At 66.8% G+C, this 14,115-nt stretch carries 16 protein-coding genes and 1 tRNA gene; 4 read left to right on the forward strand and 13 right to left on the reverse strand.

Annotated elements, in window-relative coordinates; translation table 11 throughout:
• The first annotated feature begins 48 nt into the window (after positions 1 to 48).
• Complete coding sequence (locus WEA80_08630) at positions 49 to 1,158, forward strand: multicopper oxidase domain-containing protein (protein ID MEX1186643.1); 1,110 nt, start codon at positions 49 to 51, stop codon at positions 1,156 to 1,158.
• Between the two features lie 4 nt (positions 1,159 to 1,162).
• Here WEA80_08630 and WEA80_08635 read toward each other — a convergent pair whose 3' ends face one another.
• The 13 genes from WEA80_08635 to WEA80_08695 form a co-directional block, all read right to left on the reverse strand.
• The gene (locus WEA80_08635; GenBank protein MEX1186644.1) at positions 1,163 to 1,696 is read right to left on the reverse strand and encodes a cbb3-type cytochrome c oxidase subunit I; all 534 of its coding nucleotides are present in this window, start codon (positions 1,694 to 1,696) and stop codon (positions 1,163 to 1,165) included.
• Positions 1,674 to 1,747, reverse strand: a tRNA-Arg gene (locus WEA80_08640). Before WEA80_08640 ends, WEA80_08635 begins: the two co-directional genes overlap by 23 nt.
• 66 nt (positions 1,748 to 1,813) lie before the next feature.
• On the reverse strand, positions 1,814 to 3,055 hold the full coding sequence (locus WEA80_08645) for an SRPBCC family protein (GenBank protein MEX1186645.1): 1,242 nt from the start codon (positions 3,053 to 3,055) through the stop codon (positions 1,814 to 1,816).
• A gap of 106 nt (positions 3,056 to 3,161) precedes the next feature.
• The gene (locus tag WEA80_08650) at positions 3,162 to 3,434 is read right to left on the reverse strand and encodes an acylphosphatase (protein ID MEX1186646.1); all 273 of its coding nucleotides are present in this window, start codon (positions 3,432 to 3,434) and stop codon (positions 3,162 to 3,164) included.
• Positions 3,435 to 3,523: 89 nt separating this feature from the next.
• Complete coding sequence (locus tag WEA80_08655; protein ID MEX1186647.1) at positions 3,524 to 4,078, reverse strand: hypothetical protein; 555 nt, start codon at positions 4,076 to 4,078, stop codon at positions 3,524 to 3,526.
• 63 nt (positions 4,079 to 4,141) lie between these two features.
• Complete coding sequence (locus tag WEA80_08660) at positions 4,142 to 4,798, reverse strand: protein-L-isoaspartate(D-aspartate) O-methyltransferase (protein MEX1186648.1); 657 nt, start codon at positions 4,796 to 4,798, stop codon at positions 4,142 to 4,144.
• A complete protein-coding gene (surE, locus tag WEA80_08665) occupies positions 4,783 to 5,544 on the reverse strand; it encodes a 5'/3'-nucleotidase SurE (GenBank protein MEX1186649.1) in 762 nt (253 codons plus the stop codon). The genes WEA80_08660 and surE overlap by 16 nt, the downstream gene beginning before the upstream one ends.
• Entirely contained in the window at positions 5,544 to 6,218 is a 675-nt protein-coding gene (locus tag WEA80_08670) for a glycosyltransferase family 2 protein (protein ID MEX1186650.1), read from the reverse strand. The genes surE and WEA80_08670 overlap by 1 nt, the downstream gene beginning before the upstream one ends.
• Positions 6,215 to 6,598 (reverse strand): MerR family transcriptional regulator, encoded by a 384-nt coding sequence (locus tag WEA80_08675; protein MEX1186651.1) that lies wholly within the window; start codon positions 6,596 to 6,598, stop codon positions 6,215 to 6,217. Before WEA80_08675 ends, WEA80_08670 begins: the two co-directional genes overlap by 4 nt.
• Entirely contained in the window at positions 6,598 to 7,596 is a 999-nt protein-coding gene (locus WEA80_08680; GenBank protein ID MEX1186652.1) for an NAD(P)H-dependent glycerol-3-phosphate dehydrogenase, read from the reverse strand. The genes WEA80_08675 and WEA80_08680 overlap by 1 nt, the downstream gene beginning before the upstream one ends.
• Before the next feature lie 2 nt (positions 7,597 to 7,598).
• The gene (gene plsY / locus WEA80_08685) at positions 7,599 to 8,243 is read right to left on the reverse strand and encodes a glycerol-3-phosphate 1-O-acyltransferase PlsY (protein MEX1186653.1); all 645 of its coding nucleotides are present in this window, start codon (positions 8,241 to 8,243) and stop codon (positions 7,599 to 7,601) included.
• A gap of 1 nt (position 8,244) precedes the next feature.
• Positions 8,245 to 9,552 carry a ribosome biogenesis GTPase Der gene (gene der / locus WEA80_08690; protein MEX1186654.1) on the reverse strand — a complete coding sequence of 436 codons (1,308 nt, stop codon included), beginning with the start codon at positions 9,550 to 9,552 and terminating at the stop codon, positions 8,245 to 8,247.
• Positions 9,549 to 10,850, reverse strand: a complete 1,302-nt coding sequence (locus WEA80_08695) for a DUF512 domain-containing protein (protein ID MEX1186655.1) — start codon at positions 10,848 to 10,850, stop codon at positions 9,549 to 9,551. Before WEA80_08695 ends, der begins: the two co-directional genes overlap by 4 nt.
• Before the next feature lie 143 nt (positions 10,851 to 10,993).
• On the opposite strand from WEA80_08695, the gene WEA80_08700 reads away from it, so the two are divergent.
• The 3 genes from WEA80_08700 to WEA80_08710 are packed head-to-tail and all read left to right on the forward strand — an operon-like array spanning position 10,994 to position 14,093.
• Positions 10,994 to 13,417, forward strand: a complete 2,424-nt coding sequence (locus tag WEA80_08700) for a response regulator (protein MEX1186656.1) — start codon at positions 10,994 to 10,996, stop codon at positions 13,415 to 13,417.
• Positions 13,414 to 13,839 (forward strand): response regulator, encoded by a 426-nt coding sequence (locus WEA80_08705; protein MEX1186657.1) that lies wholly within the window; start codon positions 13,414 to 13,416, stop codon positions 13,837 to 13,839. The genes WEA80_08700 and WEA80_08705 overlap by 4 nt, the downstream gene beginning before the upstream one ends.
• Positions 13,839 to 14,093 carry a histidine kinase dimerization/phospho-acceptor domain-containing protein gene (locus WEA80_08710; GenBank protein ID MEX1186658.1) on the forward strand — a complete coding sequence of 85 codons (255 nt, stop codon included), beginning with the start codon at positions 13,839 to 13,841 and terminating at the stop codon, positions 14,091 to 14,093. Before WEA80_08705 ends, WEA80_08710 begins: the two co-directional genes overlap by 1 nt.
• Positions 14,094 to 14,115: the final 22 nt, after the last annotated feature.

Consider the following 14,115-nt stretch of genomic DNA (forward strand, 5'->3'; position numbering starts at 1 on the left):
TTGCGGTAGCGGCGCCGACAGTCTTGTCATATCGAAAGGAGAGTCATGATGCCGTCCGACGAAACGCAGCTATTGAGCCAGCTCACCACCCGACGCGCGTTCATGGCGAAGGCAGGTGCGCTCTCGCTCGTGATTCCGGGAGTGGGCGGCGCGCTGGTGGCGTGCGCGGACAAGCCCGGGCCGGAAGGCGGCGACGACGCGCAACGGGGGCAGTCGCGCGATGCGGGCGACATGCCCGGCCAAAATGCAGACAGCCGACTCGACACCGCCCTGCCCCGGGATGCGCGCTCGTCAGGTACGGGCGCCGCGACGATCGTGGGATTCCACCGGTACAGCCCGGAGCTGCCTCCGCTGCCGGCCGGCGGGCGCGTGCAGCTGCACTGGCGGGCGCGGGAGACGAACATCCGTATCTCCGACAGCACGACGGTGGCGGCGTGGACTTTCGAGGACGAGCTGCCGGGCCCGATCGTGCACTGCCGTGTGGGCGACACAGTGGAGTTCACGCTGACCAACGACGTGGACGTGCCGCACTCGATGGACTTTCACGCGGCCCAGATCGATCCGAAGATCGCCTTCCGGTCGGTCACCAAGGGACAGTCGGTGACGTACACGTTCAGGCCGAGATTTGCCGGAGCCTTCATGTACCACTGCGGTACCGCCCCCGTGCTGATGCACATCGGCGCGGGGATGCACGGCGCGATAATCGTCCAGCCGCGCGAAGGACTCCCCGCCGCCCGGGAGTTCGTGCTCGTTCAGCAGGAGTTCTACCTCAAGGAAGAGGCGGCCGGAGTACGGTCCTTCGACTATCAGAAGATGCTCGTCGGGCTGCCCGATTTCGTGACGTTCAACGGTCGGCCCAACCAATACGTCGACGCCCCGATCAGGGTGAAGGTCGGAGAGCGCGTCCGTTTCTGGGTGGTGAACGCCGGCCCCACGCATCCATGCAACTTCCACGTCGTGGGCGAGCAGTTCGACACGATGTACCTCGGCGCTCCTCCGGGCTCGCCCATCCGCGGTGTGCAGACATTTGCCGTGGCACCCGGCGGCGGCATGTGCTTCGAGCTCCTGTGCGACGTGGCGGGCGAGTTCCCCTTCGTGAACCATGGCTTCGGCCACGGACAGAAAGGCGGGATCGGGTTCCTGGTCGTCGAGTCGTAGCCGTTCAGTCCGTCGTCGGCAGCTTGCGCTCGGGCGCGGCCTGCGCGTTGAGCCGCCGCCGGCGCTCGGCGGCGTTGAACGTGCGCCACATGTTGTACACGAAGCCATAGGCGCCGAGCGCCCACAGCGCTCCACCGGTCGCGGTGACGGGGACCGCCTTCGCGCCGATGTGCGGGGACAGCATAAACCCGGCGACGAGAGCGGCGAGCCCGAGGTTGGCCAGCCAGATGTGCGCGACCGCGAACGCCTTGCTGTGGATCGGGTGGCCGAAGAACCGCGGCAGCATCTGATACCCGACGCCGAAGATCATCATCACGACGAAGCCCACCAGATTCATGTGGGTGTGCGCGGGTCGGTACATCACCCACGCCGGATGAATCGCCATCGCGAGACCGAGCGTGATCCCGGCGATGAACCAGAGCAGACTCGCCCGGATGAATGCCTTGGCGAACCAGTCCATGCTGTGCAGCTCCGGAGAAAGCGTGATCTCGCGCGACGCACGAAGGCCGAAGCAGCGCCCCCGGGGTGACTCGAACACCCGGCCAACAGTTTAGGAAACTGCTGCTCTATCCAACTGAGCTACGGGGGCCGGCTACGGAAACGGCTCGGGAATCCAGACCCGAGCCGCTTCCTAAATATACCGGTTTTTCCCCGCTTATGGGACGACGCTTCCCGCCTCCGCCCGCGGCTCGTCGCCGTCCGGCGGAGAAACCCGGCCGGGGATGACCTCGCGCTCGAGCGGAGGCATGTCCGCCAGCGGCGCCGCCGCGTCGCGCGCCGGAATGCCGGTCTCCAACGCCGTCTTCATGCGGGCGAGATCGTCGATCATCCGCTGTCTCGGGTTGGAGCCGAGCAGCGACAGGACCGCGTGGCCCAGCGCGCCGGCGAGCGGATTGTACGACATCTTCAGGTCGATCCTGGTCCCGCCGTCACCCGTCGGCGCGAAGCGCACGATGCCGGCGTGGCCGATCGCGGATCCTTCCTGCGTCCGCCACGCGATGACCTCGTTCGGTACGCGCTGCGTCTCCTCGGCGACCCACTCGACCGATACTCCGGCCGGTCCCTCTATGACCCACTTCGACCGGCCATCGCCGAGCGCCTGGACCTCGCGCACGTGCGCCATGAAGGCGGGGAAATTCTCGTAGTTGGACCAGAACTGAAACGCGCGCTCGATGGGCACCGCGACGTTGATGGTGCGCTGCACATCCACGGCGCGGCGCTTGGCGCCGACGCCGGTCAGCCTCTTGGACTCCAGGTTGGTGGCCGCGCGCGCGAGCAGGCCCGCGCCGGCGACGGTCAGCGCCGCTCCGACAGGGTCCTTTCTGCGCGCCCCGTATACCGTCAGCGCGCCGCCAGCGAGCGCGGAGAGCAGCCGGGCGGCCGGAGTCCAGTTCTTCTGCAGCAGCTCGAACCGCGCCCCTTCCCGGGATTTCCCGCCCTGCAGCGAGGGCACGTTCCCCGGAGCCTCGAACACCTCCAGATCATGCGCGACCGACTCCACGCCGCGCGTGCCCTCGATGGCGCTCAGCACGTCGTCCAGCTCCGCTTCCAGTATCTGGCCGGTGAGGAACACGCGCCCGTCCTCGACCTCCACCGTCACGGCCCGCGGATGTGAGCAACAGCGGCCCATGCTCGAGCGCGCGCGCGCCTCGATCACCGCGTCCGACGCTCGATCGCCTTTCACCAGCGATCCGGCTTCGGCGACGAGTCCCGACGCGCGGTGCTTGAGGTCCCGCGAAGTCGTGCCGATACCGTCGCTAACGCGGTGCGCCGCGTGTACGGCCTGATCGCGGATGAGATGCCGCCGCCTGCGACCGCGCGCCGGATCGACCAGGTACATCACCGCGAGCCCCGCTCCGAGCCCGCCCAGAAACGTCAAGTTGTCGTTTTTCTCCACTGCAACCTCGCTGCATTGATGACGCCGGAATAGACGCGCAAACGAGGTGCCAGAAGCGGAGAAAACAGCTGGCAGCTGGCAGCTAGCAGCTAGCAGCGAACAACAACTACCGCACTTCGAATCCCTCCGGAATTTCTTCCTCGGCGATCGCGGCGAGCTCGGTCACGGATTTGACGATCGCGCCCGCGGGGCCCTGCGCCATGGCGGCCTCGAGCTGCTTCAGCGCGTCCGGTTCGCCCTTGGCCGCGATCTCGACGGTTCCCGCCCGCGTGTTCACCGCCCAGCCGTCGATCCCGAGTCTGCGGGCCTGCTGGCGGGCGAACCAGCGAAAGCCGACGCCCTGTACGCGCCCCGCTATTTCCAGGTGAATCGTTGCCAATTGAGTGTTCCGCGACGGAGCGTGGGAGAGCAGTTCGTACTTCGTAGTTCCTAGTCACTAGTCACTAGTGACTAGGAACTAGTAACTAGTCACCGCCTCACCCCGAGCAACGCCGCCAGCACCGCCGTCAGCGCCGCCTCCTCGGTCATCCCCGGCGTTCCGTTTACGCGCACGTCGCCTGAGCGGATTCGCCGCGCGATCCCCTCGAGTATCGTCGCTACGATCTCCGGCGGTCGCTGCCGCGCGGAACCGTGTTCCGCGGTGTCCCGCTCCCAGTCGAGATCGCCCCAGGCATCCTGCGCGGCGACGATGTTCGGGTCGCCCGTGAGAGTCGCGGCCTTCGTCCGGTCGTACTGCTCCCACTCCTCGAGAATCCACGCGCCGGTCCGTTCCTGCTCGGTGGCATCCGGAGTCACTTCGGTCGCGGCAAACGGCGACTTCCACTCGATGGACTCGAGGACCGGTTCGCGCGGTGCGTCGTAGGTCAGCGGCTGGGAGGCCGGCTCGCGCTGCTCGGCGTGGAAGTCGTACAGATAGCGCGTGATCGGCGGCAGCTCTTCGCGCCAAGGATCGCCCGGACGCCGCACGTACGGCGGTGCCGGTCGCTTGGTTCTCGTTGGGTCGCGCTCCGAGTCTTCCGTCATCGCGCTCGCGGGTGATTGAAGCCCCTACAACCTATCGGGATGGCTCTTCTCTGCCAACACCGATCATTCCTCCCAGCTGTGCTTGCCGACCAATGGAACGAACCGAACCGGCCCGATCTCGGTGCGCTCGAGCCGGTCGCCGCGCTTCACCATCAGATAGAGGATCTGCTCTTCGCGGTCGCCGAGCGGAATTAGCAAGCGGCCCCCTTCGGCCAGCTGCTCCAGATACGCCTGCGGAACTTCCGGCGCGGCGGCGCTCACGAGAATGGCGTCGTACGGCGCATACTGTCTCCAGCCGAGCGTGCCGTCGCCGAGGAGGAGCGATACGTTCCGCGCGCCCACCTGCTGGATGATCGCGCGCGCGCTCTCGAGCAGCGGCGCGACGCGCTCGATCGAGAATACCTGCGCCGCGAGATGCGACAGAAGGATCGTCTGATAGCCCGAGCCCGTCCCGATCTCGAGGACTTTCTCCGTCCCGGTGAGGTTCAGCAGCTCGAGATAGCGCGCGTGTATCGACGGCTGCGAGATCGTCTGGCCGTTCCCGATCGGCAGCGCGGAATCCTCATACGCGCGGTGGCGCACGGCCCGCGGCACGAAGAGATGGCGCGGAGTCTCGTCGATCGCCTTGAGCACGGCGAGGTCGCGGATGCCCTGGTCCTGCAGCTGCTCGACGAGCCGCCGGCGCGGCCCCCGAAACTCCGGCTCTACGGTTCCCGCCACCAGCTCTCCCGATCGCTCAGACATTTGTCGTGCGTGAGGTCGAGCGAGAGCGGCGTGATCGAGATGTAGCCGTCCGCGACCGCGCGGAAATCGGAGTCTTCTTCCCCGGACCACTCGATCGAGCCGCCGCCGATCCAGAAAATGTCCCGCCCCCAGGGATCCTTCATCGGCATGAGCGAGTTCGAGTACACGCGCCGGCCGAGCCGGGTGAGACGAACGCCCTTGATCTCCCCGCCGCCGATCGGAGGCATGTTGATGTTGAACAGAGTGTGGCTCGGGTACGACGGCAGGCTGGTGAGATGCCGGAGCAGCAGCGACAGCGGCTCGATCTGATCGTCCAGCATCGAGGTGTCGGCGCGCAGGTCTCCGCCCGCGAACGAGATCGCGAAGGATGGAATTCCGAGCGACAGCCCTTCCATCGCGGCCGCGACGGTTCCGGAATACAACACGTCCTCGCCCATGTTCTGACCGTGATTGATCCCGCTGATTACGAAGTCGGGGCGCTCGGGGAGCAGGGCTTCCACCGCGAGCATGACGCAGTCGGTAGGCGTTCCGTCAACCTGCCACGTCCGCTCGTCTATCCGCCGCGGGCGCACGGGATGGTGCAGCGTCAGCGAATGGCTGGCCGCGCTCTGCTCGCGGTCCGGCGCGACGACGGTCACCTCACCCAGCGGCTCCACCGCCTTGACCAGGCACTTGAGGCCGTGGGCGAAGACGCCGTCGTCATTCGAGAGCAGTATGCGCACTAGCGGAAGATTCCCGCTTTGTGCCGCCAGAGCACGCGGACGATGCGCCATGCATCGACCGCGGCGCGGAAGTGGCTGGGTGCGCCGTACACGGTGGAAATGGGGATCTCCGCGAACCGGTAACCCTGCCGCGCCGCCCGGAACAGGAAATCCTGCTCGTAGTCGTACCGGTCGCCGACGGCGTGCACGTTCTTCAGCACCTCGGTGCGGATCGCGCGGTAGCCCGACTGGCTGTCGCTGATTTCGACCTTGGATATCGCGCGCGTCGTGGCGGACGAAAGGATGTTCGCTATGCGGCGGTGCCACGGCACCGCCTTGCCGCTGATCTGCCGCGCGCCGATTACGATGTCCGCGTTCTCCAGCGCCTTCAGCATGGCGGGCGCGAACGCCGGATCGTGCTGGCCGTCCGCGTCGATGGTCAGCACGGCGTCGTAGCCGCCTTCGATGGCGAAGGCGAAGCCCGCGCGCAGCACCGTCCCCTTTCCGCGATTGACGTCGAACTCGATCATCTCGTCGCACACCGACCGCAGCACCGAGCGCGTCTCGTCCGTCGAGCCGTCGTCTATCCCGAGAATGGTCGCGTCCGGCAGGGCATTCTTGAGTCCGAGGACGACCTTGGCGGGCAGCTCGCCCGCGTTGTAGGCCGGAATGATGGCCAGAACTTTGTTGATCATTTAGTTGGCTGGGTTCCGTCGAGCAGTGCGAGAATCTCCTTGAGGTCCTGCTCCATCGAGCCCACCGTTTGCGAATCCAGCGCCGCGCGCGCGACGGCGCGCAGCTCGCCCGCCTTGCGGTGGTCCTCGATCTTCTGGCGCGCCCCGTCGATCGTGTACTTCTCCGAGTACAGCAGGTGCTTCACCAGCATGATCAGCTCGACTTCCTTGCGCTGGTACACGCGGTTCCCCGAGCGGTTCTTGGCCGGGCTCAGGAACTTGAACTGGCTCTCCCAATACCGGAGCACGTGCGGCTTGAGGCCGGTGAGCCCGCACACGTCCCCGATCGAAAAGAACTCGCGAATCTGGCTGCCGCCGTTTCCCTTGCGCTGGGGCGCCATCAATCACCCTCCGACCGCAGCTCGCGCGACATGAGCGCGCGCATGGCATCCCGCGCCGGCTCGCCCTCGAACAGCACGCGGTACACGGCGTCCACAATCGGCATGTCCACTCCCTCCCGCGCGGCCAGGGCGCGCGCGCTGCGAGTCGTTACAACTCCCTCGGCCACCGTCTCTCTCCCCGCGAGCGCCGCGTCCAGCGACGCGCCCTTCCCCACCGCGACCCCGACCGCGCGGTTCCGGCTGAGGCCGCCGGTGCACGTCAGCACCAGATCGCCGAGGCCGGCCAACCCCGCGAACGTCGCCTGTCTTCCGCCGAGCGCGACTCCGAGCCGCGTCATCTCGGCGAGCCCGCGCGTGATCAGCGCGGCGCGCGCGTTGTGTCCGAGCCCGAGGCCGTCGGCGATTCCCGTGGCAACGGCCATCACGTTCTTGAGCGCCCCGCCGAGCTCCACCCCGATCACGTCGTCGTGCGTGTACGGCCGGAGATTCGAGCCGCTGAATATGCGCTGTGCCACCAGCGCCGTCGCCTCGTCCTCCGAGGCGGCGACGATCGCCGTCGGCTGTCCCGCCGCGACCTCGGCGGCGAAGGTCGGTCCTGAAAGCGCCACCAGCGGAGGCGAGCCGAGCTCTTCTTCCGCTACGTCGCTCATCAGCGCGAGCGTGTCCTCCTCGACGCCCTTGCTGGCCACTACGACCACCGTATCCCGCCCGATCGCCGGGCGCACCGACCGCGCCACGGCTCGGAGCGCGTGCGACGGCGTCACGAAGATCGCGACCCGCGCGTCGCGCGCCGCTTCACACACGTCCCCGAACGCCCGGACCGACTCGTGAATCGAGTGGCTCGCGAGAAACCGGTTGCGGTGGGATCTGTTGACGCTGTCGACGACGTCCTCTTCCCGCGCCCACAGCGCGACCTGGTTGCCGGAGCGCGCGAGCAGATCCGCCAGCGCCGTGCCCCACGCGCCGGCACCTATGACCACACATCGCTCGGGATGCAACGTCAGCTCCGGAAGCGCGCGGGATGCGTCGCGCCGGCGCCGCGCTTGCCGCGGCGGAAGCGGTGCTCCTCGCCGCGCCGGAGCCGGGCGATGTTCTGCCGGTGCGTCCATACGACGAAGAGGGCCACGATCACGGCCACGACGAACAGCGCGGACCGCGCGGGAGTGCCGGTCGCGAGCAGCGCGAAGGGAAAGAGAACGGCCGTCACGATCGAAGCCAGGCTCACGTACCCGGTCGGCAGGAACGCGAGGACCCATACCGCGAGCCCGACGGCCGTCGCGAGCGGCGCGAGCGCGAGAAAAACCCCGCCGGCCGTCGCCACGCCCTTGCCGCCTTTATGGAAAGCGAGATACACTGGCCGGACGTGGCCCGCGATGGCTGCTACTCCGATCGCGATCGCCCACAGATCGAGCCGCGCCGCGACGACCAGCGGCACGAGCAGGAACACCGGGAGAAATCCCTTGAGCGTGTCGAGGAGATAGACCACCACGCCGGTGGTCGTGCCGAGCACGCGCACGGCGTTGGTCGCGCCGAGGTTGCCGGACCCGTGTTGGCGCAGATCCACTCCGCGCGCGCGTCCCGCGAGGTACGCGAAGGGGACGGAGCCCAGGAGGTACGCGAGCACGACCGCCGCGACCGGGTGCATCTCAGCCCGACTTGCGCCGCATCACCACTCTCAGCGGATTGCCGGTGAACCCCCACGCCTCGCGAAAACCGTTGTGCAGGTACCTGATGTAATGCTCCTGCACTTTTTCCGGGTTGTTTCCGAACACGGCGATCATCGGCGGCGCCGTCTCCACCTGCGTCGCGTAATTGAGCTTGATCTCGTGCCCCGCCGCCTGCGGCGGCTGCCTCCGCGCGACCAGCTCCCCCAGCGTGTTGTTCACCTGCGACGTGGAGATCCGCTTCTGCCGCTCGGCGTCCACCTGCAGGATCAGATCGAACAGCTTCTGCACGCGCTGGCCCGTCAGCGCCGACGTGAAGAGGAACGGCACGAACTTGAGGAACGGCGCTTTCTCGCCGGCTTCCTTCTGGAACTTCGCCGCGCTCTTGTCGTCCTTCACGGCGAGATCCCACTTGTTGACCACGACGATCAGCCCGCGCCCGGCCTCCCACGCGAGGTTCGCGATCTTGAGATCCTGGTTGTGCAAGCCCTCGACGGCGTCGATGAGCAGCACGCAGACCGTGGCGCTCTCGATCGCGCGCCGCGTCCGCAGCGTCGAGTAGAACTCGATCCCTTCGCTGACCTTCGCTTGCCGGCGGAGACCCGCCGTGTCCACGAACACCATGGGACGGCCGTGGTACGTGACGGGGGTGTCGATGGCGTCGCGCGTGGTGCCGGCGTCGTCGGCCACCACCAGCCGCTCCTCGCCGAGCAGCTTGTTGACGAGTGAAGACTTGCCGACGTTCGGCCGGCCCACCACGGCAACGCGCAGCTCGTCGGGCGGCTCTTCCGTGACTTCGGGGATCTTCTCGACGATGGCGTCGAGCAGCTCGCCCGAGTTCTTGCCGTTGGCCGCCGATACCGGCAGCGGGTCGCCCGCGCCCAGCTCGTAGAACTCGTAGAAGTCCGTGCTGGCGGGATTGTCCACCTTGTTGGCGACGAGCAGCCACGGCTTCTGCGAGTCGCGCAGCAGGTCCACGACCTTCCGGTCGCTCGGGTGCAGCCCCGCCTTCGCGTCCACGACGAGGAGCATCAGGTCGGCCTCGCTGATGGCCTCGCCCACCTGCCGCCGGATCTCGACGTCCATCGGCATGCGCGGATCGTCCGCCAGCCCGCCCGTGTCCACGAGCCAGAACTGGCGCCCGCTCCAGTCGGCCCTGCCGAAATGCCGGTCGCGCGTCGTGCCGGCCTCGTCGCTCACAATCGCGGAGTTGTCACCGATGATGCGGTTGAACAACGCCGACTTGCCGACGTTCGGCCGGCCTACGATCGCTACGACGGGAATGTTCACGCTGCCAGCGCCGCTTCGAGCGGCGCGCGCTCGAGCACGTCCACGAAATCATACGACGGCAGCACGGGCATCGGCATGGCGGCGCGCAGCGCATCCAGTGAGTCGTCGTCGAGGAACAGGCCGTCGTCGTTGATCGTCTCCGCCGGAATCAGCGCGAGGTCGAGATCCGCGCGCGACGAGAGTGCGGCGCGCAGGTCCGCGCCCACGAGCAGCCCCGCCGTGCCGATCGCGGGTCCGAACAGCGTGTTGACCAACGGTATCAGCTCGAACGACGCGCCCGTGACGCGGCGCAGCTCGGCGAGCAGCTCCGGCATCAACGGCTCCATGGACTTGCCGGTCACCACGCCGATGCGCATCCCGTCGAGCCGGTCGAGCCGGTCGAGCCGGCCGAGTCCTTCGCGCACCTGCTTCCGCAGCGCGGTCACCGCGCCCACGCCGTTCTCGATCTGCGCGAACTCGCCGTAGAACTCCTCTCCCGGCAGCTCGCGTCCGGCGAGCAGATACAGCTCGTCGGAGCCGGCGATCCAGGTCTCGCCGCGCTCGCGCTGGGCGCGCTCGCCCCACGTCTCCACCTGCTCGAGGATGCGCGTCGCGTTCCTCGCGTCCATCGTCTCGCCGGTGTACAGGTGGGAGAACTGCGTCAAACCCACCGGCACCACCGCGCACGAGAGCACCGCGTCGCCGAGATTCCAGAGGTCGCTAATCGATTCCTCCAGCACCGCGCCGTCGTTTAATCCCGGGACGATCACCATCTGGGAGTGAAAGCGGATTCCGCCCGCGGCGAGCGCAGTGAGCTGCTCGACGACGTTCGGCACCCGCGGGTTGTTCAGCAGGACTTTGCGCGCCTCCCAGTTGGTCGCGTGCACGGAGACGTACAGCGGCGAGAGCCTGTACTCGAGAATCCGGTCGATGTCGCGCTGCTTGAGGTTCGAGAGGGTGGCAAAATTGCCGTACGCGAACGACAGCCGATAGTCGTCGTCGCGGACGTACAGCGAGCGTCGGAGCCCGGTGGGCAGCCCTTCGATGAAACAGAACTCGCAGCGGTTGGCGCAGCGGCGGATGTTCGGCGGCTCGAGCACCACGCCCAGCGACTCCGCGTCGGGCCGCTCGATCTCGAGAAGGAGCTCGTCTCCACCCGGCAGCGCGGCCTCGATCAGCAGCTCGTCCTCGGCGGTGAGGAACTCCCAATCGAGGAAGTCGGCGAGCTTGCGTCCGTTGACGGTCTTGAGCGCCGTGCCCGGAACGATTCCAACCTGCTCGGCGATGCTGTCCGGAACGACGCGGGCGACTTTTATCATAGCTCAAGTAATTTATCCGTTCGTGGCCAGAAAACAAGCACACTCAACGGGTTACGACATACCACGAAAGTCGAGCAGTAAATAAAACCCGGGAATGGAGCGGGGCCGATGCCACTTGTGCTTGATTGCGTACAGAGGAACAGATGCGCCCCTCTTCCCACGTAGCGATGAACCGGAATCCCCCGCTGGTCAAGGAAATCGAGACGTACGCCCAGGACATCGTCGAGACGGTGCGGGAGCCGCTGCTCATGCTCGACAATGCCCTCCGCGTCCGCAGCGCGAACCGTGCCTTCTACCAGACGTTCCGCGTCTCCCGCGAGGAGACCGAGGACCGGCTCATCTACGAGCTGGGGAACGGGCAGTGGGACATTCCGGCCCTGCGCACCCTGCTCGAGGACGTGATCCCGACCAGCTCGGTGTTCAACGACTTCGAGCTGGAGCACACCTTCCCGATCATCGGGCGGCGGATCATGCTGCTCAACGGCCGGAAGCTGCGGGCGGGCAGCCACGCCGAGCTGCTGGTGCTCGCGATGGAGGACGTGACCGAGCGCCGGCGCGTGGAAGCGGATCTAAAGGCGATCGAGACGTACGCGCAGAACATCGTCGACACCGTGCGCGAGCCCCTGCTCATTCTCGACACCACGCTGCGCGTGCGGTCCGGCAACCGCGCGTTCTACCAGACATTTCAAGTCTCGCTGGAGGAGACTGAGAACCGCCTGATCTACGAGCTGGGCAACGGTCAGTGGGACATCCCCGCCCTGCGGACGCTGCTGGAAGACATCGTGCCGATGAGCTCCGTGTTCAACGACTTCGAGCTCGCCCACGACTTCCCGGTGATCGGCTGGCGGGTGATGCTGCTCAACGCGCGAAAGCTGCAGGCCGGCCATCACGGCGAGCTGCTGGTGCTGGCGATGGAAGACGTCACCGAGCGCCGGCGCGCGGAAGAGGAAGTCGCCAAGGCGAAGGAAGCGTCGGAGACGGCCAACAAGACCAAGAGCCTCTTCCTCGCCAACATGAGCCACGAGCTGCGCACTCCGCTCAACGCCATTCTTGGCTACTCGGAGATGCTCCAGGAAGAAGCGATCGAGCGGGAGCTCCTGGAGTTCGGCGGCGATCTCGAGAAGATCAACAGCGCGGGCAAGCACCTGCTCACCCTCATCAACGACATTCTGGATCTTTCCAAGATCGAAGCCGGCAAGATGGAGCTGTTCCTGGAGAGCTTCGAGATCGCCGGAATGGTGAATGAAGTGGCCTGCACGTTTCAGCCGATGGTCGAGACGAACGCCAACACGCTGCACGTCGAGCTGGCGCCCGACCTCGGCGCGATGCACGCCGACCAGATCAAGGTTCGCCAGGCGCTGTTCAATCTCCTGTCCAACGCCGTCAAGTTCACGCAGAACGGCAGCATCACGCTCGAGGCCGGCCGGGAGCCGATGGATGGTGAAGACTGGGTCGTATTCCGCATCACGGACACCGGCATCGGCCTGAGCGCCGACCAGATCGTCAAGCTCTTCCAGGACTTCACCCAGGCGGACGCGTCCACCACGCGGAAGTTCGGCGGTACCGGGCTGGGTCTCGCGCTCACCCGGAGATTCTGTCAGATGATGGGCGGCGACGTCACGGTGCACAGCACGCCGGGCGAGGGGTGCGTGTTCACCATCAAGCTTCCGGCGCACGTGTCGGACCCGCTTCCCGAGCTCGCGAGCGTGAAAGGCGACGTAGTCGCCGGCGCCGCAGGCAGCCGAGTGGACGAAAGCGGGGTTACGCTCACACCCGGCGCGACGTGCATTCTCGTGATCGACGACGACCCGACTCAGCGGGAGCTGATGAATCGGTTCCTGACCGGCGAAGGCTTCAATGTGCGCGCCGCTGGTAGCGGAGAGGAAGGGCTTCGGCTCGCGCGCCAGTTCAAGCCGGTCGCGATCACGCTCGACGTGATGATGCCCGGCATGGACGGCTGGAGCGTCTTGTCCTCGCTCAAGTCCGACCTCGCACTGCGGGACATCCCCGTGATCATGGTGACCATGGTGGACGATCCCGACCGTGGCTTCACCCTCGGCGCGGCCGACTACGCCACCAAGCCGATCGATCGCAGCCGCCTGGCGCAGATCCTCCGGAAGTACACGTGCGACAGCCCGCCCTGCCCCGTGCTCCTGGTGGAGGACGATCCGTCCACGCGCGCGCTCACGCGGAAGATGCTGGAGAAGGAAGGCTGGAAGGTCAGCGAGGCCGAGAACGGCCGCGACGCGCTGGAGAGCATGGAGCGGGAGCGCCCGCGCCTCATCCTGCTGGACCTGATGATGCCGGAGATGGACGGCTTCGAGTTCGCCGAGCGCGTTCGCCGGCATCCGGAGTGGCGCTTAATTCCGATCGTGGTCCTGACCGCGATGGATCTCACGACCGACGACCGGCAGCGGCTGAACAGCTACGTGGAGTCGATCATCCGGAAGGGCGGCGACTCGCGCGAATCCCTGCTCAATCAGGTGCGCGATTTGCTGGACGATCACAGGTCGCCCCTCGCCGCGACCCAGGCGATGTATGATGACGCCGTGGGGGTGCCGGCGTGAGCGGCGACGGGGGTACGCGCTTGGCGAAGATCCTGCTCGTGGAAGACAATGAGATGAACCGCGACATGCTCTCGCGCAGGCTGGAGCGAAAGGGCTACCAGGTAGTGCTCGCGTGCGACGGCCAGGCGGGCGTGGACATGGCCGCGTCGGAGACGCCCGACCTCATCCTGATGGACATGAGCCTTCCCGTGCTCGACGGCTGGGAGGCGACACGCCGGATCAAGACCGCGCCGGCCACCTGTCACGTTCCGGTGATCGCGCTGACGGCGCACGCCATGTCCGGCGACCGCGACAAGGCGATCGAGGCCGGCTGCGAAGATTACGACACGAAGCCAATCGACCTCCCGCGCTTGCTCGGCAAGATCGAATCGCTGCTCGGTCTGGCGGCGACGCAGAAAGGTGGCGCCGCAACACGGACGTAATGAGCGAAGACGACTGCCCGCCGGAGGATCTGCGCTATCTGGTACCCGCGGCGCTGCTGCACGATCTCCGCACGCCGCTCAGCCAGATGCTCGGCTACTCCGAGATACTGCTGGAAGAATCGGAGGCGGCGGGCAACGAGCACTTCGTGCAGGACCTGAAGAAGATTCGCGCTGCGGGCTGGAAGCTGCTCGCGCTGATGGACGCGAACTTTCAGCCGTTGAGGGTGGTCGTGGTGGAAAGCAAGGACGCATAGCGGCCCGCTGGTCCCAGGTCGC

This window comes from Gemmatimonadaceae bacterium, from assembly GCA_040882285.1.
GTDB lineage: Bacteria > Gemmatimonadota > Gemmatimonadetes > Gemmatimonadales > Gemmatimonadaceae > JACDCY01.